This is a genomic window from Nocardia sp. NPDC047038 (assembly GCF_040644075.1).
Lineage (GTDB): Bacteria > Actinomycetota > Actinomycetes > Mycobacteriales > Mycobacteriaceae > Nocardia > Nocardia sichangensis.
Window position 1 is genome coordinate 283,962 of record NZ_JBEYVQ010000002.1, and the last position, 25,663, is coordinate 309,624.

Consider the following 25,663-nt stretch of genomic DNA (forward strand, 5'->3'; position numbering starts at 1 on the left):
ATGAGCACACGGCAGGTCCCCGAGCCCGACCCGGACGAGAACGCCGCGGTAGGGCCCGGCCCGGCCGCTGTGTTCGAGGCTGGATCCAGCGCGGCCGGGCGGCAGCAGAACGCGGCGGCGGCGAAACCGTCGCGTGGAGACCACGCGGACCCGCGACAACTGGGGGCACACGCCACGGGAACGGGGCGGCGCGCGGGTGTGGGCGAGCCGGAAACGGTTGCGGCCGAAGAAATCGAGCACACCACGTATACGCCGATCGGTCGTGCGGCGACCTCGTTCGGCCCAGTCGCGTTGAACCGCGTCGAGGACATTGATCCCCCCGATGAGGCGCAGACCCCACGGAACCCTGCCGTGCGCGACGCCGAGGAATCGGCCTCGTCCACCGACGACACACCGGACCGCACCGGTGCGGAGCGACATGGGCCGCCCACGCGGGACAACCCACCGGACACGGAACGCGAACCATCGCCCGCGGATGCGGAACAGTCGGCGGAAGAGGCGGATTCGGACGCGACCCGATTGCAGGTGAACCGCCAGGAAACGGCATCGAGCGCGGCCGCGTGGCTACGCGACCCCGCCGAAAGACAGGAGACACCGGAACCGGGCGGAACCCAGGGCACGGCGGCGTACGCGGCGACATCGGATCAGACGCGACGCACGGATTCCGAACCCGCGTCGGCTCCGCAGCGCACCTCCGGACGCAGCGTGCGCACCGCACGCACCCGGCCTGCGGTGCGGCGGCTGGGCGCCGGGCTGGTGCCGATCCCGACGGTGACGCCCGCGGATCCCCGCGACGCCGTGCTCACCAACGCGGTCGTCTCCGAAGGCAGGCGATTCTGCTGGCGCTGCGGCAAACCGGTCGGCCGGGCGACGGCGACCCGGCCCGCGACCACGGCGGGCACCTGCGCGACCTGCGAGGCGCCCTTCGACTTCCGCCCCACGCTGTACCCGGGCGACATGGTGGCGGGACAGTACGAGATCCAGGGCTGCATCGCGCACGGCGGACTCGGCTGGATCTATCTGGCGATCGATCGCAATGTCAGCGACCGCTGGGTCGTGCTGAAGGGCCTGCTGCACGCCGGTGACGCCGAAGCGCAGGCGGTCGCCATGGCCGAACGCCAATTCCTCGCCGAGGTGGCGCACCCCAGCATCGTCAAGATCTACAACTTCGTCGAGCACACCGGCGCGGACGGCACACCCGTCGGCTACATCGTCATGGAGTACGTCGGCGGCCGGTCGCTGCGCGACATCCTCGACTCCTACGAACGCCCGAAGCGCATGCCGGTCACCGAGGCGATCGCCTACCTCCTCGAGATCCTGCCCGCGTTGGACTACCTGCACTCGACCGGCCTGACCTACAACGACCTCAAGCCCGACAACGTGATGGTCACCGACGACCAGGTCAAACTGATCGATCTCGGGGCCGTCGCCACCATCGAAGCGTACGGAAACCTTTACGGCACCAGAGGGTTCCAGGCACCGGAGATCGCGCGCACGGGCCCGACCGTCGCCTCCGACGTCTACACCGTGGGGCGCACGCTGGCCGTGCTCACCTTGAACATGCCTTCGGAGCACGGACGGTACCTCGACGGCCTGCCCGACCCCGCCGACCAGCCGGTGCTGGCTCGCTACCAGTGTTTCCATCGTCTGCTGCTGTGCGCCACCGACCCGGACCCGCAACGCCGCTTTCCCTCCGCCCGTGCGATGTCCGCCCAGATGTCGGGCGTGCTGCGGGAGATCCTCGCGCTGGAGACCGAGACCGAACACCCGCAGTTGTCCACCGTCTTCACGCCGCCGCGGTCCAGTTTCGGCACCGAGGAATTGATCAGTCAAACCGACGCCTACACCGACGGCCGCCCCCGCAGCAGCCTGCTCGACGCCCCCGATGTGGTGGCGGCGTTGCCGATTCCGTTGCTGGATCCGGCCGACCCGGCCGCGCCCCTGCTCTCGGCAGCCGTGCATCCCGAGCCCGCCCACGCGCTGGAGGCGCTGCGGCACGCACGTGAGCGAGCCGAAGCCGATCCCGGCAACGCCCCGGAGACGCTCGAGCTGGAACTCACCCTCGCCGAGGCGCGCGTGCGGCTCGATCTGCGCGAATCCGCCACGGTGCTGGACTTGCTGGCGCGGCTGCCCGAACGGGAGTGGCGGGTGAGCTGGTTTCGGGGCATGGCCGAATTGCTCGACCGGGAGTACGAGCGCGCCTTCACCGACTTCGACGAGGTCTTCCGTGTGCTCCCCGGCGAACTCGCCCCTCAGCTGGCGCTCGCCGCAACGGCCGAACTAATACTCCAGCATTGGGATTCGCCGGACCCCGAACAGTGGCGCAGCTATGCCGAGCAGGCTTACGAGACCGTCTGGCGCACCGACCGCACCGTGGTGAGCGCCGCCTTCGGGCTGGCCAGGCAGCTGGCGGCGGACGAGCGGGTGGCCGAGGCCGTGCAGGCGCTGGACGCCGTGCCCGCCGCGTCACGGCATTTCACCACCGCGCGGATGACGGCGGTGCTGCTGATGCTCACCGCCGCGCCGATAGCCGATCTCGACGAGGCCACCCTGCACATCTCGGCGTCTCGGATGCTGAGCCTGCCCGCTGGCGAGAGTCGCGCGGTGCAGATGCGGGTGCTGGTGCTCGGCGCGGCCCTCGCGTGGCTCCAGGCGGGCAACACGCCGAAGCGTCCCGATGCCACACTGTTCGGCGCGCCGTTCACCGAACGCGAACTCCGCGCGGGCGCCGAGACGGGCCTGCGCTCGCTGGCTCGCGGAGCGCCCAACCGCAGGCATCGCTACGCGCTCGTCGACCTGGCCAACCTCATTCGCGCGAAGACCTGGATCTAGCCGTCGACCACGTGCCGCGCGGCGCGGGCGATGGCCAGTTCCTCGTTGGTCGGCACCACGAGCACCGCGACCGGTGCGCCGGGCGGGGAGATACGCCGCGCGGCACGGTTTTCCGCGGTGTTGGCCGCGGGATCCACCTCGATGCCGAACGCGCCGAGACCGGCCAGGGCGTCGGCCCGCACCTGTGGGCTGTTCTCGCCGACTCCTCCGGTGAAGGTGATCGCGTCGACGCCGCCCAGGTCGATCAGGTACGCGCCGAGGTAGCGCCGCAGCCGATGGATGTACACGTCGTAGGCCAGCCGCGCGGCCTCGTCCCCGCCGTCGATGAGACGGCGCAGTTCGCGGAAGTCGTTCACGCCGGACAGGCCCTTGATCCCGGAATCCCGGTTGAGCAGCGTGTCGATCGCATCGATGTCCAGGTGCGCCGACCGCGCCAGATGCGCCACGATGCCGGGATCGAGATCACCGGACCTGGTGCCCATCACCAGGCCTTCCAGCGGCGTGAGGCCCATGCTGGTATCGATCGGACGACCGCCGCGGATGGCCGACGCCGACGCGCCGTTGCCGAGGTGGAAGACGATCTGGTTCAGCTCGGCGGGGTCACGCCCGAGGAAGTCGGCCGCGCAGCCGGACACGTATTCGTGCGAGGTGCCGTGGAAGCCGTACTTCCGAATGCCATGCGCGGCCGCCACTTTGGCGTCGATGGCGTAGGTCTTCGCGGCGGCGGGCAAGCCGTGGAAGAACGCCGTGTCGAACACCGCGACCTGCGGCACGCCCGGCAACAGCGCCCGCGCGCTCTCGATCCCGGCGACGTTGGCCGGATTGTGCAGCGGCGCCAGCGCGGCTAGTTCGCTGATCGCGGCCACCACGTCGTCGTCGATCAGGGTGGGCCGGTAGAACACCTCGCCGCCGTGCACCACCCGGTGCCCGACCGCCCGCACGCCTTCGCGTACCAAGTCGTGGCCCGTCGCGGCGAACGTGTCGAAGATCAGTCGCAGCCCGGCGGCGTGGTCGGCGATCCGCTCGCGGCGCTCGGTGGTCGAGCCGTCGGCGCGATGCTCGATCCCACCTTCGTCCTCGCCGATCCGCTCGACCACGCCCGAGGCCGCGACCACGCCCGAATCCGGGTCCACCAGCTGGTATTTGATGGACGAGGAGCCGGAATTGATCACCAGCACCATGCCCTCGGCCGTCTTGCTCATCACGCCTCCCGTGTCCCGCGGTCGCGTCGCACTCGCTCGGCAACCACGATCACCACGCGCTTGTTCCGCGACGCGCCCGCGCCGCGACGGCGAACGCACCCATCAGCTGTCCTGCGCCTGGATGGCGGTGATCGCCACGGTGTTGACGATGTCGGCCACCAGCGCGCCGCGCGACAGGTCGTTGACCGGCTTGCGCAGACCTTGCAGCACCGGGCCGATCGCGATCGCGCCCGCGCTGCGCTGCACCGCCTTGTAGGTGTTGTTGCCGGTATTGAGGTCGGGAAACACGAACACCGTGGCGCGCCCTGCGACTTCCGAATCGGGCAGCTTGGCGTCGGCGACGGTCGGTTCGATCGCGGCGTCGTATTGGATCGGCCCCTCCACCGGCAACTTCGGTGCGCGCTCGCGCGCCAGCTTCGTCGCGACGCGCACCTTGTCCACGTCCGCCCCGCTACCGGATTCGCCGGTGGAGTACGACAGCATCGCGACCCGGGGCTCGATGCCGAAGCGGTCGGCGGTCGCCGCGGACGAGATCGCGATATCGGCCAGCTGCTCCGCGGTCGGATCCGGCACGACCGCGCAATCGCCGTACGCGAGCACCCGGTCGGCCAGGCACATCAGGAACACGCTGGAGACGGTGGAGACGCCTTCCACCGTTTTGATGATCTCCAGCGACGGGCGGATGGTGTGCGCCGTGGTGTGCGCCGCGCCGGAGACCATGCCGTCGGCGATCCCCTTGTACACCATCATGGTGCCGAAATACGAGATGTCGGCGACGGTTTCGCGGGCGCGCTCCAGCGTGATGCCCTTGTGTTTGCGCAGTTCGGCGTATTCGGCGGCGAACTCGTCCAGGTAGCCGGAGTTGCGTGGGTCGAGCACCTGCGCGGCGGAGATGTCCACCCCGAGTTCGGCGGCGCGGGCGCGCACCGCCGTCTCGTCGCCGAGGATGACCAGATCGGCGATCTTGCGCTGCAACACCCGTCCGGCCGCGCGCAGGATACGGTCGTCGTCGCCCTCCGGCAGCACGATGCGTTTGCGATCGGCTCGCGCGCGCTCGATGAGCTGGTATTCGAACATCTGCGGCGTGACCACCGGACTGTGCGGAACGTCGATGCGCCGCAACAGCTCCGCGGCGTCCACGTGTTCCTCCATCAGAGCCAGAGCGGTGTTCACCTTGCGTGGGTTGCCCGCGGACATGCGGCCGCGGCTGCGGTACGCGGCGCCCGCCGTGTCGTAGGTGCCGAGCTCGGTGGTGAGGATCGGCAACTTGGGTTTCAGGCCGGTCATGAGCCGCGCCACCGCGGGATGCGGCAGCAGGCCGCCGTTCATGATGATGCCCGACAGCGACGGAAAGCCCTCGGCCTCGTGCGCGTTCACGACGCTCAGCAGTACGTCGGACCGATCGCCCGGCGCGATCACCACCACGCCCTCGGTCAGCCGTTCCAGGATGTGCTCGGCGGTCATGCCGCCGACCATGACCTTCAGCGCCTCGCGGTGCAGCAATTCCGGATCACCGCTGTACATCTCGCCGTCGATGGCGGCGCACAGCTCGGCCATGGTGGGGGCGATCAGCAAGGGGACCTCGGGCAGTGTCCAGGACGGGACGTCGAACCCGCCGAGCGCCGCGCTAACCTCGTCCAGCCGCTGCGGGTCGCAGCGATTGGCGATGATGGCGACCAGCTGCGCGTGCTCGTGCGCCAGCTCCGACGCGCACAGTTCGGCCAGCTGCTTCACCTCGTCCGGAGTGCGCCCGGCGCCGCGGACGACCAGTAACACGGGTGCGCCCAGATTGACCGCGATCCTGGCGTTGAAGCGCAACTCGCTTGGGCTGGCCACGTCGGTGTAGTCGCTGCCGACCACCACCACCACATCGCACGCTTTGGCGACCTCGTGGAAGCGCAGCACGATCTCGCTGATCGCCGCGTCCGGATCGGCGTGCACCTGCTCGTAGGTGGTGCCGATCGCCTGCGCGTAGTCGATGTCCGCCGTGCTGTGCTCGAGCAGCAGTTCGAGGATGTAGTCGGGTTCGGTGGTCGAGCGTGTGATCGGCCGGAACACCCCGACCCGCGCGGTCGTCGCGCACAGCGTCTGCAGTACCCCGAGGGCCACCGTCGACTTACCGGTGTCGCCTTCGGGAGAGGCGATGTACACGGCGGATGGAGCGTTGTCGGCCATGTCCCAGAGCTTAGTGAACCAGCGGCAACCGGAACCCGCCGCGCGACGATCGTCACCCACCGGCCAACAGAGCGCAACCGCGGAGTGGACCCGATGGTCACCGCGACGACCGATGCCGGGGCGGCCGCCTCTTCGGCCGCGACTCAGGTCTCGGCCTCGGCCGGACGACGACGCACGTCGGTCGGCACGCAGCCGCACGAGGGTTTGCACCTTGAACGGCGAGTTCGGCGCAGAGGTGGAGCCTGCAGGCGGTCGACGGCAACAGGTGGGAGCGTGTCCCACAGTGACGTCATCGGCCTGCTCGGCGAGGTTCGATACCTGCTGGCGCGAAGCCGCCGAAGCCGATATCCCGGGCCGCTATAGTCCGGGCATGGCTGAGCAATTTCCGGACCGGCAGTGGGGTTCGCGGACCAACCTATTCGCTCGCGCGGCAAGCAGATTCGCGGCCACCAAGCCCGGCTCCCGACTCGTCCGGGCCCTCACGCCGCTGGACCGGGCGGTCCTGGAGCGCACCCACGCCAAGTACACCGTGCTCGGCCCGATCGGCGCGCCGGTCATCCTGCTGACGACGATCGGACGCAAGTCCGGCCAACCGCGCACCCAGCCGTTGCTGTACGTGCACGACGGCGACACGCTCTACGTGATCGGCAGCAACTTCGGCCAGGCGCACCACCCGGCCTGGACCACGAACCTCCTGGCCCACCCCACCGCGACGGTGGCGATCGCGGGCGAACGCATCCGGGTAACCGCCACCCCCGTCGAGACTCCCGACAAAGACGCGATCTTCCAACGCTTCGTCGACATCACCGGCGCCTACGCCGCCTACCGCTCCCGCACCACCCGCGACCTGCGCATCTTCGCCCTCCGCCGGGCGTGACTTCGCGAGTGGCACACCACTGCGGCATCGGCCCGAGAAGACCTCTCCGTGGTGTGCCACTCGTGAACGGTCAGGCCAGAGCGCGGAGGCGGGGGGCCAGGTCGCGCTGGAAGAGGTCGAGGAAGCGGCGCTGGTCGTGGCCGGGGGCGTGGAAGACCAGGTGGTTGAGGCCCGCGTCGATGTAGGGCTTGATCTGGGCGACAGCCTCGTCGGGGTCGCTGGCGACGATCCAGCGCTTGGCGATCTGCTCGATGGGCAGCGCGTCGGCGGCGGCCTCCATCTCGATCGGGTCGGTGATGCTGTGCTTCTGCTCCGGGGTGAGCGACAGCGGAGCCCAGAACCGGGTGTTCTCCCTGGCCAGTTCCGGATCGGTGTCGTAGGAGAGCTTGATCTCGATCATCCGATCGATGTCGTCGACGCTGCGGCCGGTTTTCGCCGCGCCCTCCGCGACGGCGGGCATCAACTTCTCGGTGTAGAGGTCCATCCCCTTGCCCGAGGTGCAGATGAAGCCATCGCCCGCGCGTCCGGCGTACCGCGCGACCAGCGGGCCGCCCGCGGCGACGTAGATCGGGACACCGCCCTTGGGCACGTCGTAGATGGAGGCGCCGACGGTCTTGTAGTACTCGCCGTCGAAGTCGACGCGGTCGCCGGTCCACAGGGCGCGCATCAGGTCGACCGCCTCGCGCAGGCGCGCGAAACGCTCCTTGAACTCCGGCCATTCGCCGGTGTAGCCGGTGGCGATCTCGTTGAGCGCCTCACCGGTGCCGACACCGAGCATCACGCGATCGGGGTACAGGCAACTCATGGTGGCGAATGCCTGCGCGATCACCGCGGGGTTGTAGCGGAACGTCGGGGTGAGCACCGACGTGCCGAGTTGGATGCGCTGGGTGCGCTCACCGACCGCGGCCAGCCAGGCCAGCGAGAAGGGCGCGTGTCCGCCCTTGTGCCGCCAGGGCTGGAAATGGTCGCTCACGGTGGCGCTGTCCAAGCCGTGTTGCTCGGCCAGCACCGCGATCTCGACGAGTTCACGGGGACCGAACTGCTCCGCCGATGCCTTGTATCCGAGCTTGAGTCCGCTCATCTGCACGCTCCTCGCGTTTCGTTTCGCCGCCATCGCGATCCGTCATCGACAGTAGTCAACGCTGCCGCCCTCCGCGCCGACGGCCCGACGCGGATGATCTTCACAGCGGAGAACACCGCGGCGGGGGCGAAATGTTTCTGCGGTGGCCGGCGCGGGGCGATAGCGGATAATGGCCGCGTGAGCGCAGACGACGAGCCGATCCTGTCCTACTTGACCGATATGGACGGCGTGCTGGTGCACGAGGACCATCTGATTCCGGGCGCCGACAAGTTCCTCGCCGAACTGCGCGCCAACGAGACACCGTTCCTGGTGTTGACGAACAATTCGATCCGCACGCCGCGCGATCTGCAGGCGCGACTGCGGCACACCGGGCTCGACATCCCGGAAGAAGCGATCTGGACCTCCGCGCTGGCCACCGCCACCTTCCTGAACGAACAGCGCCCCAACGGCACCGCTTACGTGGTGGGCGAATCCGGCCTCACCACCGCACTGCACGAGATCGGCTACGTGCTGACCGACAGCGACCCGGACTACGTCGTCCTCGGCGAGACCCGCACGTACTCTTTCGAGGCCATCACCACCGCGATCCGGCTGGTCGAGCGAGGCGCCCGTTTCATCGCGACCAACCCCGACCCGACCGGCCCGTCCCGCGATGGCTCGCTGCCCGCGACCGGCTCGGTGGCCGCGCTGATCACGCGCGCCACCGGACGCGACCCGTACTACGTCGGCAAGCCGAACCCGCTGATGATGCGCTCCGCGCTGCGCCGCATCGGCGCACATTCGCAGTCGACGGTGATGATCGGCGACCGGATGGACACCGACGTGATCTCCGGCCTGGAAGCGGGCATGCGCACGATCCTGGTCACCTCGGGCATCTCCACCCGCGCGTCCTTCGAGGCCTACCCCTACCGCCCCACGATGGTGGTGGACTCCGTCGCCGACCTGATCGGGAAGACCGAGTCCCCGTTCGCCGACTGAGCGACACGTCCGGACCTGCGACGAACCACGCCGCCGCTGCCGCCTCTGGGTCTCGTAAGCCCGCCCGGGACCAGGCACTCGTCGATCCGACAACAGCCGCTGCCCAGAGGCTCGGCGCGCGAAGGACTTTCCGCGACCCGCACTTCCGCCTACGACGACGTACGCTGCGGTCGAACGCGATCGTCGTTGGTTGGCGCGGCTAGGCGCCGTCCGTGGTGATCGCGTCGATCGCGGCGGACAGCGTGGTGAGCACCTCGACGGTGCGCGCGAGCTGCTCGCGGCCGAGTTCGTTTACGAGCCGTTCGGCCAGCACTTTGTGTTGCGGGTTGATGCGGTGCACCGCGGCCCGGCCCGCGTCGGTGACCGCGACGAGTTTCGCGCGCCGGTGGGCGGGATTGGGCTGGTATTCGGCGAGCCCTTTATCCACGAGCAGATCCGCGATGCGCTGGACGCTCTGGCGGGTGATGCCCATCTCGCGGGCGATGCCCGCGACGGGTAGCGGCGCACGCAGCACCGCACCGAGCACTTGCCACCAAGCGGCGGTCAGGCCCGCCGGTCGCGCCAGTTCCTCGGCCACGCCGAGGAACTGACCGTTCAAACGGAACGACGTGATCGCCGCCGCGGCGAACAATTCCTGTTCTGGGGTCATGCGTCGCCTCCCGATGCCGGCGATCCGGCCGGATCACCGACGATTCTCGCTCACGCGTGCTGCGCGTCGTATTCCGCCAGCACCGCCCATCCGGCCGGATCGGAGTGCGCGTACAACGCGTACCAGCCATCCAGCACATGCGGCTCGTACACGCCGAGCCTGCCGAGCACCTCACGCGCGAACTCGAACGGCGCGCTCGCCCCGGCGGTGATGACGTCACCGTCGGTGACGGCCGGTTCGTCGACGTAGTGGTGCGCACCCGAATACCCGCTGTAGCGAAGGTATTCGGCGACGTTGCTGGTGTGCTCGCGAGTGTCGAGCAGACCCGCCTTGGCCAAGCCGAATGTCGCACCGCACATCGCGGCGACCGGAACACCGGCGTCCACGAACTCGCGTGCCTTGTGCGCGAACGGATCCAAGTGCGGCCCCTCCCAGGTGTCCGCGCCCGGCAGGATCAACATCGCGCTGTCCGCGGGGGTCAGCTCGGCGAGCACGACATCCGGCACGATGCGCATGCCGCCCATCGTCGTGATCGGCTCCACGGTCAGGCCGACCGTCTTCACCTGCCAGGTTCCCGGTTCCCGGTGCCAGCTCGGCTTGTTGATGTGCGCGGTCGCCGCGCCCACCTCCCAGTCGGCGAGTGTGTCGTAAACGGCCATGTGCACGGTCTTCATCATGACAGTATGCTGTCATATTTGACAGCATACTGTCAATGTGAACGATCGTCTGCACTGCCCGCGAACCGGCAACTACGCTGAACGCATGCGAATTTCGGTGGCGGCGGACGAGCGGGTCGGAGTGGCCGCGGAACTGGTCGACGAACTGGGCAAGCGCGGCCACCAACTCGTGTTGCACGGCGCGCTGTCCGACGAGGAACGCGACGACTGGGCCTGGGCCAGCGAAGCGGCCGCCCGCGATGTCGCCTCCGGCCACGCCGACCAAGCCGTCGTCTGCTGCTGGACCGGCACGGGCGCCTCGATCGCGGCCAACAAGGTCGCAGGTGTCCGCGCCGCACTCTGCGCGGACGCCTCGACCGCGGCGGGCGCCCGCACCTGGAACGACGCCAACGTCCTTGCCCTGAGCCTGCGTTCGACCTCCAGCGCCGAGCTACGGGAGATCCTCGACTCCTGGTTCACCACCGAACCGAGCTCGTCCCCGGACGACCGGGCCAACATCGCCCATCTCACCGACATCGAGCGCACCGCCGATGCCTGACGAAGCCTTCTCCGCGTAACGTGCGGCGTCGACAGCACGAAAGCGGACGCCCTCCCGCCCGCGATGGCGACGAAACCCGGCGATACGGTCGAGGCATGTCCGTGCAGAGCGCCGGTGGCACGTTCGGGAACTACTCGCTCGAACGCTTGCTGGGTCGTGGCGGCATGGGTGAGGTGTGGTTGGCACACGACCCTGAGGGCCGCGCCGTGGCGCTCAAGGTGCTGTCCGCGGCGTATACCGCGGATTCGCTCTATCGGCAGCGCTTCGAGCGGGAGGCGCGGCTGGGCGCTCGGGCGCGCGACCCGCACATCGTGCCCATCCACGCGTTCGGCGAGGTCGACGGCCATCTGTTCTTGGAGATGGCCTACATCGATGGCGTCGACTTGGGCACCCGGCTGCGATCGGGCGCGCTGCCGCCGGATCGGGCCGTCGACGTCATCGCCCAGGCCGCCGAGGCGCTGGACGCCGCGCACGCGGCCGGACTCGTGCACCGCGATGTGAAGCCGGGCAACATCCTTCTGCACACCAGCGGTTTCGTATATCTGATCGATTTCGGTATCGCCCGCGCCGCCGACGGCACCGCGCTCACCGCCACCGGGCTGGTGGTCGGCACGCTGGGGTACATGGCGCCGGAGCGATTCACCGGCACGGTCGATGCCAGGTCGGATGTCTATTCGCTGGCCTGCGTGCTCTACGAGACCCTCACCGGACAACCGCCCTACGGCGCGGGCGATCCGGCACAACAGATGCGGGCGCATCTGATGGCCGAGCCGCCGCGCGCCTCGCGGGCGGCCCACGGCGTCCCGGCCGCACTCGACGACGTCATCGCCCGGGGAATGGCCAAAGAGCCGGACGCACGCTATGGCAGCGCGGGGGAATTCGCCGCGGCGGCGTCGGCCGCTCTCGCCCGGTCCACGGTCGCTCGACCGGCCCCGCCTCTCCCGGCACCGGCTGCCCGCCCGCGAACTCGCGTCATGACCGCCGCCACTGCGGCGCAGCCGACGCCCGAGGTACGTTCACCCGCTCCGACCGGGCAGCTCCATCGTCGGCGAAAGCGCCGATGGATACCCGTCGCCGCAGGGGCGGCGCTCGTCGCCGCGGCGGCGTTGTGGCTGCTGGTAGGCGGCATCGGGTCCGCGCCCGTCGCGGGTCCGACGACCCGCGAAGCCGCTACGCCGACCGATACTCCGCTGCCCCCGACCGGCGGACAACCCGCGAATCCGGGTACTGCCGTGCGCGACGGAAACTTCGCTTTCACCGTGACCGATGTGGGCTCCGGCGGCGGTTCCCGAACCATCGTCACGCTGACGGTCACCAACGTGTCCGACCGCGACCAAGTCCTCGACATCACCGGTCAACGGCTGGTCACCACCGCGGGCCGCTCCGTCGCACCCGACGCGGCGGCCACCGCCGGACTCAACCCGCCCGGCGACGACTTCGCACGCATCGCGCCCGGCCGCGCCGGCACGATCCGGCTGGCCTTCGACCTGCCGGGCAAGAACAAGAACGGCAAGAAGAACGACAAGAAAGACGACGTTCCGAGCCACTTGATCCTGCACGGTGCACCGTCTTCACCCGGCGTCACCATGCCGATGTGACCGATCCCTGCTCAGGCGAGGGCTTGGTCGAGATCCTGGAGCAGGTCTTCCACGTCCTCCAGGCCCACCGAGATGCGGACGACGCCGTCGGACAAACCGATGGTGGCCCGGCCTTCGGGACCCATGGCGCGGTGTGTCGTGGTCGCGGGGTGGGTGATCAGCGACTTGGCGTCACCGAGGTTGTTGGAGATGTCGACGATGCGCAACCGGTTCAGGACTTCGAACGCGCGCTTCTTCGCCTCGTTCTCGGGCGCGTTCAGCTCGAAGGTGACCACGGTGCCGCCGCCGCTCATCTGGCCCGTGGCCAGCGCGTACTGCGGATGCGAATCCAGGAACGGGTATCGCACCCAGCTGACGGCCGGGTTGCTCTCCAGGAAGCGGGCGATCCGCAGCGCGGACTCCGTCGAATGGCGCACCCGCAGCGGCATCGTCTCCAAGCCTTTGAGCAGCGTCCACGCGTTGAACGGGCTCAGCGCGGGGCCGGTGTGGCGCATCAGCGTCTTCACCGGACCGTCGATGTAGTCCGTGGCGCCGAGGATGGCGCCGCCCAGCACGCGGCCTTGCCCATCGATGTGCTTGGTGCCGGAGTAGACCACCACGTCGGCGCCGAGTTCGAAGCCGCGTTGCAGCAGCGGAGTGGCGAACACGTTGTCCAGCACGACCTTCGCGCCTGCCGCGTGCGCCAGCTCGCTCACCCGCTGCACGTCGACCAACGTCTGCATCGGATTGGCGGGCGTCTCGAAGAAGACCGCCTGAGTGGGCACGGACAGCGCCTGTTCCCACTGGTCGAGATCCTCGCCGTCGACGAAGACGGTCTCAACGCCCCAGCGCGGCAGTATCTCGTTGCACACCACGAAGCACGAGCCGAACAGGCTGCGCGCGGCGACGAGCCGGTCGCCGGCGCCCAGCAGCGCGCCCAGCGCGGTGAACACCGCGGCCATGCCGCTCGCGGTCGCGAAGCACGCCTCGGCGCCGTCGAGCAGGCGCATCCGCTCCTCGAACATGGCCACCGTCGGGTTGCCGTAGCGGGAGTAGACGAAATGTTCGACCTCGCCGGTGAACGCGGCCTCGGCGGCCTCCGCGCTCTCGTAGACGAAGCCGGAGGTGAGGTAGAGCGCCTCGGCGGTCTCCTCGAAACCGGAGCGCCGCAGCCCGCCGCGCACGCCGAGCGTCGCGGGGCCGACGCTCTCGGGCAGCGGCTTGTCGAACGCGCCGCCGGTGATCACGACTGCCGCCAGGGCAGTCCGAGGGCACGCCAGCCGGAGCCGCCGCGATGCCCGAATTCGTCGAGCGGGCCTTCGAAGCCCTCCAGCACGTTGTAGGAGGTGCGGTAGCCCGCCGAGGTGGCGGCGATCGCCGCGCCCACCGAACGCTGACCGGAGCGACAGAGGAAGACGACAGGAGCCTCGGGATCATGGCCGTCGAGCGCTTGCTTCAGCTGCTCGACGAACGTCTCGTTGCGCGCCCCCGTGGAATCGACCCACTCGATCAGCACGGTCGGCCGTTCGATCGGGCTCGTGTCGGGGACTCCGACGAATCTCCATTCCGCTTCCGTCCGCACGTCCACCAGGACGGCTTCCGGATTGTCCCGCAGCAACTCCCAAGCCTGCTGAGGGGTGATGTCACCGGCATAACTCATGTGCACCTCCTGCGAATCCGCACTTGCCGCGCCCGGGACCAGGGCGCCGCCAGGTCGTCACCCGGAGCACCCCACCGCGGAGGAGGGTTGCCGACCAGCAATGCCGGGGCTTGACACTGGTTCTCATGACCTTCGACTGAGATTGCACCGACCCGGGTCACCGTGTCAAACGGTGACGCACCCTGCGCGAACGCTCAGGTGCATACCAGCCACTTGTCGCCGGATCTGGCGAGAATCCAGGTCGTCATCTTCTCCTGCCCGTCCACCTTCGTGGTGACGGTCGCCTTGCCCCGGTCGCCGTCCACCATGGGCGGGTCGATTTTCGTGATCTCGACGGGCTTTCCGGCGCCGTCCTGGCCCGCCAGCGGTGAGTGGGCGGCGTCGAAGCCCTGGCACGCGGTGCCGGGCGGCGGCACGGCGTCGCTGCGGTTGGCACCGTCGACGAAGTTTCGGACGGCCGCCGTGATGCGGTCGGCGTCTGTGACATTTTTCTCAGCGGGCGACAGCACACCGCCGAGCACGATCGCGATCAGCACGATCGCCGCGACCACCGCGGCGGCGACGAACGGGACCACCGAGCGTTTATCGGTCTGATCGACCCGGATGATCTCGTCCTCGCCCGCGGTCGGCTGCTGTTCGGTCATGGCTCGATGATCCCTGGTCGGCGCCGGTATCGAGCGCTCGACCCCGGGCAATACACCGGCGCGGCGCCGACCAGGGGCGAGCGGCGGCGATAGACCGCGCGCGAGCGGGTAAGCGGCAATCGTGGCTGTCGATGGCATCCGTCGAGTTCACGCACCGACGCGGGGCGGCGTCGGCCATCCCGATAGAATCGCGGGACGGCGGCCTGCTGTCATAGCGAATCGGCAGCTCTACGCCGCGGCGAACGGAGCACCGTGCAGCCACGAGCCGGCGACGCCGGCGTCCGCACCGGACGGGTGCGACCGAGCCGGTGCGTCAACTTAGCCTAAGCTAAGCCCGACGTCATTAATTGTTTCGACCATAAAGGTGCGCGTAAAGAGATGACCGAACAGAGTGCAGTAGAGGATGGCGGTGTCCGCGAGCCCTCCGTGGTGACGCAGGCTTCCTCCTCCGGGCCTGACGCGCACACCGCGAAGACCCGCCCGCTCCGCATCGCGATCGTGGGCGCCGGACCGGCCGGGATCTACGCCGCCGACGCCTTGATGAAGTCCGATGCCGAGGTGTCGATCGACCTCTACGAGCGCATGCCCGCGCCGTTCGGCCTGATCCGCTACGGCGTCGCGCCCGATCACCCCCGCATCAAGGGCATCATCACGGCCCTGCACAAGGTCCTCGACAAGCCGCAGGTGCGCCTGCTCGGCAACATCGACTACGGCACCGACATCACCCTCGACGACCTGCGGGCCTTCTACGACGCGGTGATCTTCTCCACCGGCGCCAACGCCGACCGCGCCCTGCCGATCCCCGGCATCGACCTCGACGGCTCCTACGGCGCCGCCGACTTCGTCTCCTGGTACGACGGCCACCCCGACGTCCCCCGCACCTGGCCGCTGGAGGCGGAGAAGGTCGCCGTCCTCGGCGTCGGCAACGTCGCCCTCGACGTCGCCCGCGTGCTGGCCAAGACCGGCGACGAACTGCTGCCGACCGAGATTCCGCCGAACGTCTACAAGGGCCTGGTGGCCAACAAGGCCGTCGAGGTGCACGTCTTCGGCCGCCGCGGTCCCGCGCAGGCCAAGTTCACCCCGCTGGAACTGCGCGAGCTCGACCATTCGCCCACGATCGAGGTCATCGTCGACCCCGAGGACATCGACTACGACGAAGGCTCCGAAGCCGCGCGCCGTCACTCCAAGCAGGTCGACATGGTCGCCAACACGCTCGAGCAGTGGGCCATCCGCGACGCGGGCGACCGGCCGCACAAGCTGTTCCTGCACTTCTTCGAATCCCCCGCCGAGATTCTCGGCGAGAACGGCAAGGTCGTCGGCCTGCGCACCGAGCGCACCGAGCTCGACGGCACCGGCAACGTCAAGGGCACCGGCGTGTTCAAGGACTGGGACGTGCAGGCGGTGTACCGCGCCGTCGGCTACCTGTCGCAGAACCTGACCAACCTGCCGTTCGACGACCAGGCCGGCACCGTGCCGAACGAAGCGGGCCGCGTGCTCGTCGACGAGAACGCCGACGGCGCCGCGCGCTACCTGCCCGCGACCTACGTCACCGGCTGGATCAAGCGCGGCCCGGTCGGCCTGATCGGCCACACCAAGGGCGACGCCAACGAGACCATCGCCTGCCTGCTGGACGACGCTCCCGGCTTCACCCCGGCCGAGCGGCCCGACCCCGAGGCCGTCATCGAGTTCCTCGAAGGCAAGGGCATCCCGTTCACCACCTGGGCCGGTTGGTACCGCCTCGACGCGCACGAACGCTCCCTCGGTGAGCCGGAGGGCCGCGAGCGCGTCAAGGTCGTCGAACGCGAGGACATGCTGCGCGCCAGCGAACCCCACAAGGTCTGATCACCCCGCAGTGACCCCCTCCGCCGCCATCGCGACACCCCTGCTGTGGCAGCGGAAAATCCGACCCTGAGGCATTCTGTACAAGTGTTCGATGCCCACCTGCACATTTTCGACCCGCGGTTTCCGCTGGCCGAGAACGAGGGCTACCTGCCCGACCCGTTCACCATTGCCGATTACCGGAAGCGCATGGCGCGCTACGACGTCAGCGGCGGCGCCGTGGTCAGCGGGTCGTTCCAGGGCACGGACCAGACCTACCTGAAGGCCGCCCTCGCCGAACTCGGCGAGGGCTGGGTCGGCGTCACCCGGCTCGATCTCGACGCCTCCGACGAGGAAATCCTCGAACTGGACCGGATCGGTGTGCGCGCACTGCGTTTCAACCTCAAGCGCGCGGCCACCGACATCGCCGGAATGACGTTGCAGGCGCTGCGCGCGTACGAGCTGGCCGGCTGGCATGTCGAGGTCTACATCGACGGCACGATGCTGGCCTCGTTGCAACCGGTCATCTCCAAGCTGCCCGCGCTGTCGGTCGACCATCTGGGCATGTCCGCCGAAGGGCTGCCCTTCCTGCTGGACCTGGTCGACCGCGGAGCCAAGGTCAAGGCGACCGGTTTCGGCCGGGTCGCGATGAACGTCGCCGACACGCTGCGCCGCGTGCACGCGGTGAATCCGGAAGCCCTCATGTTCGGCACCGATCTGCCCGGTACCCGAGCCGGACGTCCGTTCCGGGACTCGGACGTGGATCTGCTCTGCGACGTGGTGGGCACCGACATGCACGCGGTGCTGGAGGACAACGCGCGCGCGTTCTATCGGCTCCCGGCCCGCGAGCGCGTCGTCCGCGAGGAGCCGGCCCCCACGCTGCCGCTGTACCGGCCCGAACCGCCGACTCTCCGGCTGCGCCGCGACGAACTCCCGGGAAGCCGCGCGGGCGACACGATCCCGTTCCCCGCCATCGATAGGTAGCGCTCAGACGGCGAACACACCGGCGAGCCACACACCGGTGGCAAGCAACGCGCCGAAGAGTTCGATCAGGATGGACAGTCCGACGCCCTTCAACGCGTGCACGGTCGCCTGCCACGCCTGCCGGTTGACGTGCAGCCGCTGGAGTTCCCAAAGATAAACGCCGAGAACGAAGCCCACGAACAGGCCGATCACCGGAATCACGAAGAAGCCGATGACGCCGAGTATCGCGCCGAGCAGGACCGCGCGGTTGGACACTCCCGCGTCCTTCATCCTGCGCCCCGGCCAGGTGTATTTGACGACGCCGGAGAGCACCAGCAGCACCGTGCTGATCGCGAAAACCGTCCAGGCCGTGGCGCCCCCGGTGAGAAAGGCCCAGACGGCGATGGCCGCGAAGATCAGGATGACGCCCGGCAGGATCGGCACGACGATGCCGACCAGACCGACCAGAATCGCGAGACCGGCGAGAAGGTTGTACCACCCCTGATCAGACAGCGCTTGCACACGTGCAGCCTAGGACCGGGCGACCGAACGGGCGACTCGTCGTCGAACCCGTCGTCCATCCGTCGTCCGGGTATGCCCCCGGCTCCGGCCCCGGCGTTATTGTCATACTGTCAATACAACCCTCCCGCCGCGTTCGGGAGGACGCGCCGGACCGCCGGTGCGCTGGATCAACGACGAACCGAGGTAGGGCGTGAGCACTCCATCCACCGCCAAGCAGGGCCCGCTCGCGGGCATCAAGGTCATCGAGCTGGCCGGGATCGGTCCCGGTCCGCACGCCGCGCTGCTGCTCGCCGATCTGGGCGCCGACGTGGTGCGGGTGCAGCGTGCGGGCCAGCTGCCGGGCGGGTTCGACCGTCCGCAGCTGCGCGGCCGGACGATCGTCGAGGCCAACCTCAAGGACCCCGCCGACATCGAGAAGGTTCTCGGCCTCGTCGAGAAGGCGGACGTGCTGATCGAAGGCTTCCGCCCCGGCGTCACCGAGCGGCTCGGCATCGGCCCGGACGACGCGCTCGCCCGCAACCCGCGCCTGGTCTACGGACGGATGACCGGCTGGGGCCAGGAAGGCCCGCTGGCCGATCGCGCCGGACACGACATCAACTACATCTCCATCACCGGCGTGCTGCACGCCATCGGCCGCAAGGGCGAACGCCCGGTCCCGCCGCTGAACATGGTTGGCGATTTCGGCGGCGGCTCGATGTTCCTGGTGTTCGGCATCCTCGCCGCGCTGGTCGAGCGGCAGCAGTCCGGCAAGGGCCAGGTGATCGACGCGGCCATGGTCGATGGCGCCCTTGCCCTTTCGCACATGATCTGGGGCATGCGCGGCGCGGGCGCCTGGTCCGATGAGCGTGGCGTGAACCTGCTCGACACCGGAATGTCGTTCTACGACACCTACGAAACCTCCGACGGCAAGTACATGGCGGTCGGTGCGATCGAACCGCAGTTCTACGCCCAGTTGCTCGCCGGACTGGAGATCGAGGCGGACGGCCTGCCCTTCCAGCTCGACCCCGCCGGTCAGGAAACGCTGAAAAAGCTTTTCGCCGAGCGTTTCCGGACCAAGACCCGGGACGAATGGGCCGAGATCTTCGTCGGCACAGACGCGTGCGTCTCTCCCGTGCTGACATTCGACGAGGCGACGCGAAACGAGCACATCGCGGCCCGCGGCTCGCTGCTGGAGCTCGACGACATCACCCAGCACGCCCCCGCGCCGCGATTCTCCCGCACTCCGAACGGGATTCCGACCCCGCCGCCCACCACCGCCACCCCGATCGAGACGGTCTGGGCCGACTGAGCGCCGAGCGGGGTGGCATGGCGCCACTCCGCTTCGCGGCTGATAATTGAAACTTTTAACATACCAACCGGTTCGACAGTTCGGCACCGGGCCTGCCATACTGTCCGCGAGCAGGTGGCTTTCGAGAATCGCGAACCTCGTCCGGTCCGCTCCTTGACCGCTGCTCGAGCTGGAGGCCTCCGCGCCGTGCGAGCTTCTGCACACCGCCCGAGCACGACGAGGGCCAGCCCCGAGGGGTGGCCGGCCGATCGTGCTCGGCGGTGCTCGGAGGGGACATACCGCCTGCGGAGGCTCTCCCCAGCGACGAAATCGCCTCAGTAGCAGGTCAACGGCGTCAACGGGTCGGCGGCGCGTGGCGTGAGCGCCATATAGGCGGACGCGATGGCCTTGACCGCCAAACGCAATTCGGGTTCCTGGTGGGTGAACGGCAGCCGCAGGAACCGTTCGAACGCGCCTTGCACGCCGAATCGTGGCCCGGCGGCGAGTAATACGCCATGGTTGGGAGCCGTGGCCGCCAGCGCCGTGGAAACCGAGGTCGGCAGCTGTGCCCACACCGACATGCCGCCCGCGCCGACGGTGACGCGCCAGTCCGGCAGTTCCTCGGCGAGCGCGTCGAGCAGCGCGGCACGCTGCGAACGCAACTGGTCCCGGCGACGGTCGAGGATCACCTCCGCGTGCTCGAGCAGGTGCACGGTGGCCAACTGGTCCATGACGGGGGTGCCGAGGTCGACCGTGGAGCGGATGCCGAGCAGCTTGGTGATCAGCGCCTGGTTGGTCCGGATCCAGCCGACGCGCAGACCGCCCCAGAACGATTTCGAGGCCGACCCGATGGTCACGATCTCGGATCCTCTGGCGAAAGCGGCGACCGGCGGCGGCGGGTTGTCCGCACCGAGCCCGAGATCCGCCATGGACTCATCGATCACGATGGTCATCCTGGTGTCCCTGGCGATGGCGGTCAGTTCGGCGCGGCCGTCGGCGTCGAGCAGCAGGCCGGTCGGGTTGTTGTAGTCCGGCACCAGATAGGCCAGGCTGGCCGCGGTCTGCCGCGCGGCACTGCGGACGCCGTCGAGATCCCAGCCGCCCGCCGGGTCCTCCGGGCGCAGCGGCACCGGCACCGGCCTGGCGCCGACGTCGCGGATCGCCTCGATGGCGTTCGGGTAGGTCGGGTGGTCGATGAGCACGCGGGCCGCGGGCGCGGTGAGCACGTTCAGCAGCAGGCGCAGGCCGTGCTGAGCGCCGAGGGTGACCAGGATCTGATCGGGCTCGGTCGGCAGCCCGCGCGCGGTGTAGCGGCGGGCGATCGCCTCACGGAGTGCCAGCACACCGACCGGGTCCATGCCGTGCGTGCCGAGGTAGGCGGGAATGCCCTCCAGAGCAGCCGAATACGCGTCCTGCATCTCCAGCGGGGCGGCCATGGCGGCATAGGTCATGTCGACGGTGGGCAGTTCGGGCGAGCCCATCATGGCCAGGATGCTCCGCGCCGGCTTGACGCCGTCGTGCTGCACGTCGCGGGGCAGGGCCACCGTGCTGCGCGAGCCCTGGCGGCTGATCAGGTAGCCGTGCTCGCGCAACAGCGCGTAGGTGGAGGTGATGGTGGTGCGACTGACCCCGAGGGTGCCGGCGAGATCCCGTTCGCTGGGCAAGGCGACACCTAGCGGCGCGCGCCCGTCGTGGATCAGCAGCCGGATTCCTTCGGCGAGCGCCAAGTAGGCCGGGCGGGTGGAGCGCCGCCCGGCCGAATCCGGATCGCCGTCGTGCGCGTGCCGCCAATGGCCCAGATCGCGAGCCAGGCTGCCCGCGCCGATCACTCTTGTCGCCATACGGTCCAGTATCGGCCGATTGGATATTTATTGGCAAGGCCAGTGGCGCGCACCCTGACGGACATGATGCTCGCCACCCTGCTCCTGATCGCCTTGCTCGGCTGCCTGATCTACCGATTCGCGCCGGAACGCGACACGCGCGCCTTTCGCCTCGAACGCTTCCACCCCGCGACACCGATGTCGGACCAGCCCCTCTCGTACTACGACCACCAGCGCCGATACTCCGATCTCGCGGCGATCTACGGCCGTGGCGACGTGCCGGACCCGGAACTGCCCAGTGGCGCGAACCAGCCGGGAGCGGGTCGAGGTCACGGCTCTTCGAAGGCCAGTTCCGGAAAACTGGCCTTCTCATTGCGAACTTGTCGGTCCCGCGGTGCAGACTTGGCTCATGAGTGACGCCACTCGCCTCGCCACCGATCGTCCGGCGACCGAGGCCGCCGAGCCCGTGGCCTCCGGCCCTCCCGCACCGGACCACCCGATCGTGGCGACGCTGTTCGACACCGCGATCGGCTGCTGCGCGATCGCCTGGAGCGAGCGCGGCGTGATCCGATTCCAACTCCCCGAGGCGAGCCCGGCGGCCACCCGCGCGCGCATCACGCGCGGTCGCGCGGGGCACCCGGGCGAGCAGATCCACGAACAGGCGCCCACCGAGGTCGTGGCCGAGGCCATCGCGGGCATCCGCGCCCACCTCGCGGGCGAACTGGACGACCTGCGCTGGATCGCCGTGGATACCAGCGGAATTCCGGAGTTCCACCGCGCCGTCTACGCCGTCACGCGCGCCATCGACCCGGGCCACACCCTCAGCTACGGCCAGGTCGCCGACCGCGTAGGCGCGCCCGGCGCCGCCCAGGCGGTCGGACAAGCATTGGGCCGCAACCCGATTCCCCTGATCATCCCTTGCCACCGCGTACTGGCCGCCGACCACGCTTTGCACGGCTTCTCCGCCCCCGGCGGCATCGACACCAAACAGCGCCTGCTGACCATCGAGCGCACACCTGGATTCGGCGAGCCCACCTTGTTCTGAACGACCATCACCGACCAGCGCGTCCTGCTCTCGGAGTCATGGATACGGCACGCTCGACGAATTCGTGTAGTTCGCCTCGTCCCTACGAGCGAGACATCGGCAGCACCCGCCGATCGGGAACGGAGGCCACGGCACTCGCCTGATGCGCGGCGGCCGCTGCGGCCCGAGGACTGGTCCGGAGTCGGCGGTCCTGCTCCGGAAGGGAGCCCGCGCCATCGCCGCGGTACTTCCCGACGCCGTTTTCCGCGAGATTCTCCGGCTCAGCCATAATCCGAACATCGGGTTGCTCGCCCCGTCGCCGGTTCTTTCCGCACCGGCGCCGATCAGCCCGCCGGGTACTACGCGCGGCTCAGCGCAAGGGATGCGCGCGGAAGAATTCGCACGCGTCCCCGGTGATGTAGCCGTCCTCGCAGCCGAAGTACGTCTGGATGCAGGCGTTCGTCGAGCAGCCGAGTTCGATCAATTTCTGCCTGATCCGGGCGTTGCGCTCCTGCGTCGTCTCGGTCTTCGTCGCCACTGTCGCCGAGGGACGCGCGGAACTGGTGACCGGTTGCGGCTGTCCGTCCGAGCACCCGGCGGCCAAGACCAGACCCGCCGCCGTGGCAGCGATCACCGCGGCCGCTCGCAGCGTCATTTTCCGCTCCCGGACTCTCCGCGCATCAGCGCGCCCAGGGACTCGCGATCGGTGACGTCCATCTTGATGCAGGCCCGGTAGAGATGGCCTTCGACGGTGCGCACCGAGACGGTGAGCCGGTCGGCGATCTGCCGGTTGGACAGGCCCGCGGCGACGAGGTTGGCGATCTCCCGTTCCCGCGCGGTCAAGGGCAAGGGTTGTGCGGCCTGCCGCAGCGCGGGGGTGCTCGCTCCGCCGCAGGCGGCGGCGAGCCGGTTGGCGGTGGCGGCGGACTCCAGCAACTTGCGCCTATCCCCGGCTCGCTCGTGGGCCGAGGCGGCCTGCGCCGCGGCGTCGGCGGCCGACAACAGCGCGCCGATGCGCTCGAATTCGGCGGCGACCGAGTCCAGCCCGGGTCCGTCATGGTCGGCGAGCGCCACCGCGTGCCGAGCCTGCGCCTGTACCAGCCGTCCTTCCACTCGCTCGGCCAGTTCCGCCAGTCGTCCGGAGACGGAATGGTCGCCGAAGCGGGCCGCGGTGTGCAGCGCCATGGCCTCGATGGCGTGCTGATGCGAGCGTGCGGCCGCGTCGGCGGCGCCCACCGCGATGCGGATGGCAGGCGTGACTGTTCCTTCGGCGGCTGCCAGCCAAGCGCGCGCCACTTCCAGCTGCGGTTCGTACACGGCACTGTGCCTGCCGCCCCGTGCGGTGGCGTGCGCGATCGACTCGGAGGCGTCGCCGGCCCGCCCGAGCGCCGAATACGCCTCCGCCAGACGGATTCGCGCGGGGAACATCCACGCGGCCGCGCCCTCCGCGGCCAATGCGGCCAGCGCCTGTTCCAGATTCTCGATGCCGTCCAGGAACCGGCCCTGCGCCACATCGACGGTCCCTTGCAGGATCTTCGACATGCCCCAGGCCAGATACTGGCCCGGCGAGGAGTAGCCGACGAATGCCCCGGCGCAGCGCCGCGCGGCCTCCAGATCGCCGGCGAAGGTCAGGGCGAGCACCTCGGCGTGCGTGGACATGAAGCGGTTGAGCCCGTCGATGTGCGCTTCCACCTCGTGCCCACGGGCCGCGTACTGCCTGGCCGCTTCCCCCTTGCCCATCAACGCCGACGCCAGGCCGCCGCCGAACGACGCCCACCACACCGCCCACGGCGGTGCGCCGTCGGCGGACATCACCGTCTCCGCCTCGGCGATCGCGTCGTCGACCCGGTTCTCGTTGACCAGACTCGCCGACGCCAGGCCGGTGAAGATGGCCGCGATCTTCGGATGCCGCACCTTCGCGCGCACCAGCTTCAGCACCTCGTCGGCGCGATCGGCATCGCCCATGGCCCACAACAGGTTCGCCACCCTGGTGCTGCCCCAGCGCGCCAGCTGCACCTCGTCGAGTTGGTCGGGGTCGAAGCTGGCGAGGGTGCGCTCGGCCTCGATCCGGTGCCCCTGCCACAGCAGGGCGCGCGCCAGCAGGTCGGCGGCCTCCACGCCGCCGCGCCGCTCCACCGCTGCGCGGGCGAAGCGCTCGCCCAGCGGCAGATTCGCCAATCCGATCGCGTCGGCCGCCGCCGCCTCGAACAATTCCAGATCCGCGGATTTATCACTGTCCAGCGCCAATTCGGCCAGGCGGATGCGGTCGGCGGCGGAGTTTATCCGGCGGTCCTTGAGCGACGAATACAACCTGCCGCGCAAACGCCGCGCCGAGGCGATGCCGAGCCTGCGGCGGATCACCTCACCGAACAGCGGGTGGTTGTAGCGCACGATCAGATCTTGGGAATTTTCCACCACCCGGATCACACCGCGCGTTTCGGCGGCTTCCACCGCGTCCTCGCCCGCCAATTCGGCGAGGACGTCGAGATCGATCGGTTCGCAGAAAGTCAGCAGTTCCAGCACCCGCAGCACCGGCTCGGGCAACTGCTCGACGCGGTCCTCCAGCAGCGCGGCCAGCTCCGAGGTCACCGCCGCGCGCCCACGCAGTTGCCACACGCCGTTGACCTGACGCAGCGTGCCCGCCTCCAGCGCACCCTCCACCAAATGCCGCAGGAACAACGCGTTTCCGGCGGAGGACTCCCACATCAGATTGGCGGTGAACCCCTCGAGTTGCCCACCGAGCATCGATTCCACCAGTTCGACGCTCTGGCGCTGGGTGAACGGGCGCAGGTCGATGCGCGTCAGATGGCCGTCTTTCCACAACGAGGTGACCGCGTCCGGCACCGGGACTCCGCTGCGCACGGTGACGACGATGTGGGCGGCTTTGTCGATGGCCAGTTGCAGCAGCAGCGTGGCGGAGAGCTGATCCAGCAGATGCGCGTCGTCGACCCCGATCACCGTGTCCCCGTCGGCGAGCAACGCCTCGCGCGCCGCCGACATGAACGTGACCGGATCGTGCGCCGTATAGACGCCGACCATATGCGCGAACACTCCCAGCGGAATGCTGCGCGCCGACTCGGTGCCCGCCACCCAGCGGACATTGCCGCCGATCGCGGAGGTGGCATGCCGGGCCAGGGTGGTCTTGCCCACCCCCGCGTCACCGGTCAGTACCACGCCGACGTGCCCCGGACCGGTCAGCGCCGCACGGATCGCCTCGAATTCGCTCTCGCGCTCGATCATCGGCCAGTTCCGAGCCATGCTCTAACTGTAGTTCTTCACCGATCATGATCGAAGCCGAGCGAGCACGATAGATGTGGCGAATTTCTGGTGATCTTGCCGAATTTCCGCTGGCCCACGCG

Annotated in this window: 22 protein-coding genes and 1 riboswitch; of the genes, 10 read left to right on the forward strand and 12 right to left on the reverse strand. The window is 69.2% G+C overall.

Annotated features, from left to right (window positions below):
• Complete coding sequence (locus tag ABZ824_RS09565; RefSeq protein WP_356962811.1) at positions 1-2,832, forward strand: tetratricopeptide repeat protein; 2,832 nt, start codon at positions 1-3, stop codon at positions 2,830-2,832.
• Here ABZ824_RS09565 and ABZ824_RS09570 read toward each other — a convergent pair.
• Both ABZ824_RS09570 and pta read right to left on the reverse strand, forming a co-directional pair.
• Entirely contained in the window at positions 2,829-4,034 is a 1,206-nt protein-coding gene (locus tag ABZ824_RS09570) for an acetate kinase (protein ID WP_356962812.1), read from the reverse strand. The genes ABZ824_RS09565 and ABZ824_RS09570 overlap by 4 nt on opposite strands.
• A gap of 102 nt (positions 4,035-4,136) precedes the next feature.
• Positions 4,137-6,209, reverse strand: coding sequence for a phosphate acetyltransferase (gene pta, locus ABZ824_RS09575; protein WP_356962813.1), 2,073 nt, complete (start codon positions 6,207-6,209; stop codon positions 4,137-4,139).
• A gap of 370 nt (positions 6,210-6,579) precedes the next feature.
• Between pta and ABZ824_RS09580 the strand changes: the two genes are divergently transcribed.
• Entirely contained in the window at positions 6,580-7,086 is a 507-nt protein-coding gene (locus tag ABZ824_RS09580) for a nitroreductase/quinone reductase family protein (protein WP_355071569.1), read from the forward strand.
• A gap of 70 nt (positions 7,087-7,156) precedes the next feature.
• Here the strand turns inward: ABZ824_RS09580 and fgd are convergent, their stop codons facing one another.
• Positions 7,157-8,167 carry a glucose-6-phosphate dehydrogenase (coenzyme-F420) gene (gene fgd, locus ABZ824_RS09585; protein WP_355071568.1) on the reverse strand — a complete coding sequence of 337 codons (1,011 nt, stop codon included), beginning with the start codon at positions 8,165-8,167 and terminating at the stop codon, positions 7,157-7,159.
• Positions 8,168-8,386: 219 nt separating this feature from the next.
• On the opposite strand from fgd, the gene ABZ824_RS09590 reads away from it, so the two are divergent.
• Positions 8,387-9,145 (forward strand): HAD-IIA family hydrolase, encoded by a 759-nt coding sequence (locus ABZ824_RS09590; RefSeq protein WP_355072115.1) that lies wholly within the window; start codon positions 8,387-8,389, stop codon positions 9,143-9,145.
• Between the two features lie 199 nt (positions 9,146-9,344).
• On the opposite strand, the gene ABZ824_RS09595 is transcribed toward ABZ824_RS09590, so the two are convergent.
• Together ABZ824_RS09595 and ABZ824_RS09600 are read right to left on the reverse strand one after the other, a co-directional pair.
• A complete protein-coding gene (locus ABZ824_RS09595; protein ID WP_356962815.1) occupies positions 9,345-9,794 on the reverse strand; it encodes a helix-turn-helix domain-containing protein in 450 nt (149 codons plus the stop codon).
• A gap of 50 nt (positions 9,795-9,844) precedes the next feature.
• Positions 9,845-10,468 (reverse strand): type 1 glutamine amidotransferase family protein, encoded by a 624-nt coding sequence (locus ABZ824_RS09600; RefSeq protein ID WP_356963476.1) that lies wholly within the window; start codon positions 10,466-10,468, stop codon positions 9,845-9,847.
• 88 nt (positions 10,469-10,556) lie between these two features.
• Between ABZ824_RS09600 and ABZ824_RS09605 the strand changes: the two genes are divergently transcribed.
• Together ABZ824_RS09605 and ABZ824_RS09610 are read left to right on the forward strand one after the other, a co-directional pair.
• Entirely contained in the window at positions 10,557-11,009 is a 453-nt protein-coding gene (locus ABZ824_RS09605; protein ID WP_355071565.1) for an RpiB/LacA/LacB family sugar-phosphate isomerase, read from the forward strand.
• Between the two features lie 95 nt (positions 11,010-11,104).
• Positions 11,105-12,607 carry a serine/threonine-protein kinase gene (locus ABZ824_RS09610; RefSeq protein ID WP_356962816.1) on the forward strand — a complete coding sequence of 501 codons (1,503 nt, stop codon included), beginning with the start codon at positions 11,105-11,107 and terminating at the stop codon, positions 12,605-12,607.
• Positions 12,608-12,618: 11 nt separating this feature from the next.
• Here ABZ824_RS09610 and ABZ824_RS09615 read toward each other — a convergent pair whose 3' ends face one another.
• From ABZ824_RS09615 to ABZ824_RS09625, 3 genes are all read right to left on the reverse strand, one after another.
• Entirely contained in the window at positions 12,619-13,833 is a 1,215-nt protein-coding gene (locus ABZ824_RS09615; protein ID WP_356962817.1) for an O-succinylhomoserine sulfhydrylase, read from the reverse strand.
• The gene (locus tag ABZ824_RS09620; protein ID WP_355071560.1) at positions 13,830-14,246 is read right to left on the reverse strand and encodes a rhodanese-like domain-containing protein; all 417 of its coding nucleotides are present in this window, start codon (positions 14,244-14,246) and stop codon (positions 13,830-13,832) included. The genes ABZ824_RS09615 and ABZ824_RS09620 overlap by 4 nt, the downstream gene beginning before the upstream one ends.
• Before the next feature lie 14 nt (positions 14,247-14,260).
• Positions 14,261-14,377, reverse strand: a riboswitch (SAM riboswitch).
• Between the two features lie 63 nt (positions 14,378-14,440).
• The gene (locus ABZ824_RS09625; protein ID WP_356962819.1) at positions 14,441-14,890 is read right to left on the reverse strand and encodes a hypothetical protein; all 450 of its coding nucleotides are present in this window, start codon (positions 14,888-14,890) and stop codon (positions 14,441-14,443) included.
• Positions 14,891-15,268: 378 nt separating this feature from the next.
• Here ABZ824_RS09625 and ABZ824_RS09630 point away from each other — a divergent pair, with 378 nt between their 5' ends.
• Both ABZ824_RS09630 and ABZ824_RS09635 read left to right on the forward strand, forming a co-directional pair.
• On the forward strand, positions 15,269-16,732 hold the full coding sequence (locus ABZ824_RS09630) for an FAD-dependent oxidoreductase (RefSeq protein WP_356962821.1): 1,464 nt from the start codon (positions 15,269-15,271) through the stop codon (positions 16,730-16,732).
• Between the two features lie 84 nt (positions 16,733-16,816).
• Positions 16,817-17,692 (forward strand): amidohydrolase family protein, encoded by an 876-nt coding sequence (locus ABZ824_RS09635; protein ID WP_356962822.1) that lies wholly within the window; start codon positions 16,817-16,819, stop codon positions 17,690-17,692.
• 3 nt (positions 17,693-17,695) lie between these two features.
• Here the strand turns inward: ABZ824_RS09635 and ABZ824_RS09640 are convergent, their stop codons facing one another.
• Positions 17,696-18,193: a DUF456 domain-containing protein gene (locus ABZ824_RS09640; protein WP_356962824.1), complete on the reverse strand. Its 498-nt coding sequence runs from the start codon at positions 18,191-18,193 to the stop codon at positions 17,696-17,698.
• A gap of 190 nt (positions 18,194-18,383) precedes the next feature.
• Here ABZ824_RS09640 and ABZ824_RS09645 point away from each other — a divergent pair, with 190 nt between their 5' ends.
• The gene (locus ABZ824_RS09645; protein ID WP_355071553.1) at positions 18,384-19,481 is read left to right on the forward strand and encodes a CaiB/BaiF CoA-transferase family protein; all 1,098 of its coding nucleotides are present in this window, start codon (positions 18,384-18,386) and stop codon (positions 19,479-19,481) included.
• A 314-nt stretch (positions 19,482-19,795) separates the two neighbouring features.
• Here ABZ824_RS09645 and ABZ824_RS09650 read toward each other — a convergent pair whose 3' ends face one another.
• Positions 19,796-21,301, reverse strand: coding sequence for a PLP-dependent aminotransferase family protein (locus tag ABZ824_RS09650; protein ID WP_355071551.1), 1,506 nt, complete (start codon positions 21,299-21,301; stop codon positions 19,796-19,798).
• A gap of 63 nt (positions 21,302-21,364) precedes the next feature.
• On the opposite strand from ABZ824_RS09650, the gene ABZ824_RS09655 reads away from it, so the two are divergent.
• Together ABZ824_RS09655 and ABZ824_RS09660 are read left to right on the forward strand one after the other, a co-directional pair.
• Positions 21,365-21,697, forward strand: coding sequence for a hypothetical protein (locus ABZ824_RS09655; RefSeq protein ID WP_356962827.1), 333 nt, complete (start codon positions 21,365-21,367; stop codon positions 21,695-21,697).
• Positions 21,698-21,782: 85 nt separating this feature from the next.
• Complete coding sequence (locus tag ABZ824_RS09660; RefSeq protein WP_356963477.1) at positions 21,783-22,325, forward strand: methylated-DNA--[protein]-cysteine S-methyltransferase; 543 nt, start codon at positions 21,783-21,785, stop codon at positions 22,323-22,325.
• 349 nt (positions 22,326-22,674) lie between these two features.
• On the opposite strand, the gene ABZ824_RS09665 is transcribed toward ABZ824_RS09660, so the two are convergent.
• Positions 22,675-22,959, reverse strand: coding sequence for a hypothetical protein (locus tag ABZ824_RS09665; protein WP_355071546.1), 285 nt, complete (start codon positions 22,957-22,959; stop codon positions 22,675-22,677).
• Positions 22,956-25,562, reverse strand: a complete 2,607-nt coding sequence (locus ABZ824_RS09670; protein WP_355071544.1) for a LuxR C-terminal-related transcriptional regulator — start codon at positions 25,560-25,562, stop codon at positions 22,956-22,958. Before ABZ824_RS09670 ends, ABZ824_RS09665 begins: the two co-directional genes overlap by 4 nt.
• Positions 25,563-25,663: the final 101 nt, after the last annotated feature.

Excerpts from the sequence above, each read along its gene's own strand:
- ABZ824_RS09565 (WP_356962811.1), top strand. The coding sequence starts at position 1 with ATGAGCACACGGCAGGTCCCCGAGCCCGACCCGGACGAGAACGCCGCG.
- ABZ824_RS09570 (WP_356962812.1), bottom strand. The coding sequence starts at position 4,034 with ATGAGCAAGACGGCCGAGGGCATGGTGCTGGTGATCAATTCCGGCTCC.
- pta (WP_356962813.1), bottom strand. The coding sequence starts at position 6,209 with ATGGCCGACAACGCTCCATCCGCCGTGTACATCGCCTCTCCCGAAGGC.
- ABZ824_RS09580 (WP_355071569.1), top strand. The coding sequence starts at position 6,580 with ATGGCTGAGCAATTTCCGGACCGGCAGTGGGGTTCGCGGACCAACCTA.
- fgd (WP_355071568.1), bottom strand. The coding sequence starts at position 8,167 with ATGAGCGGACTCAAGCTCGGATACAAGGCATCGGCGGAGCAGTTCGGT.
- ABZ824_RS09590 (WP_355072115.1), top strand. The coding sequence starts at position 8,387 with ATGGACGGCGTGCTGGTGCACGAGGACCATCTGATTCCGGGCGCCGAC.
- ABZ824_RS09595 (WP_356962815.1), bottom strand. The coding sequence starts at position 9,794 with ATGACCCCAGAACAGGAATTGTTCGCCGCGGCGGCGATCACGTCGTTC.
- ABZ824_RS09600 (WP_356963476.1), bottom strand. The coding sequence starts at position 10,468 with ATGAAGACCGTGCACATGGCCGTTTACGACACACTCGCCGACTGGGAG.
- ABZ824_RS09605 (WP_355071565.1), top strand. The coding sequence starts at position 10,557 with ATGCGAATTTCGGTGGCGGCGGACGAGCGGGTCGGAGTGGCCGCGGAA.
- ABZ824_RS09610 (WP_356962816.1), top strand. The coding sequence starts at position 11,105 with ATGTCCGTGCAGAGCGCCGGTGGCACGTTCGGGAACTACTCGCTCGAA.
- ABZ824_RS09620 (WP_355071560.1), bottom strand. The coding sequence starts at position 14,246 with ATGAGTTATGCCGGTGACATCACCCCTCAGCAGGCTTGGGAGTTGCTG.
- ABZ824_RS09625 (WP_356962819.1), bottom strand. The coding sequence starts at position 14,890 with ATGACCGAACAGCAGCCGACCGCGGGCGAGGACGAGATCATCCGGGTC.
- ABZ824_RS09630 (WP_356962821.1), top strand. The coding sequence starts at position 15,269 with ATGACCGAACAGAGTGCAGTAGAGGATGGCGGTGTCCGCGAGCCCTCC.
- ABZ824_RS09650 (WP_355071551.1), bottom strand. The coding sequence starts at position 21,301 with ATGGCGACAAGAGTGATCGGCGCGGGCAGCCTGGCTCGCGATCTGGGC.
- ABZ824_RS09655 (WP_356962827.1), top strand. The coding sequence starts at position 21,365 with ATGATGCTCGCCACCCTGCTCCTGATCGCCTTGCTCGGCTGCCTGATC.
- ABZ824_RS09665 (WP_355071546.1), bottom strand. The coding sequence starts at position 22,959 with ATGACGCTGCGAGCGGCCGCGGTGATCGCTGCCACGGCGGCGGGTCTG.
- ABZ824_RS09670 (WP_355071544.1), bottom strand. The coding sequence starts at position 25,562 with ATGGCTCGGAACTGGCCGATGATCGAGCGCGAGAGCGAATTCGAGGCG.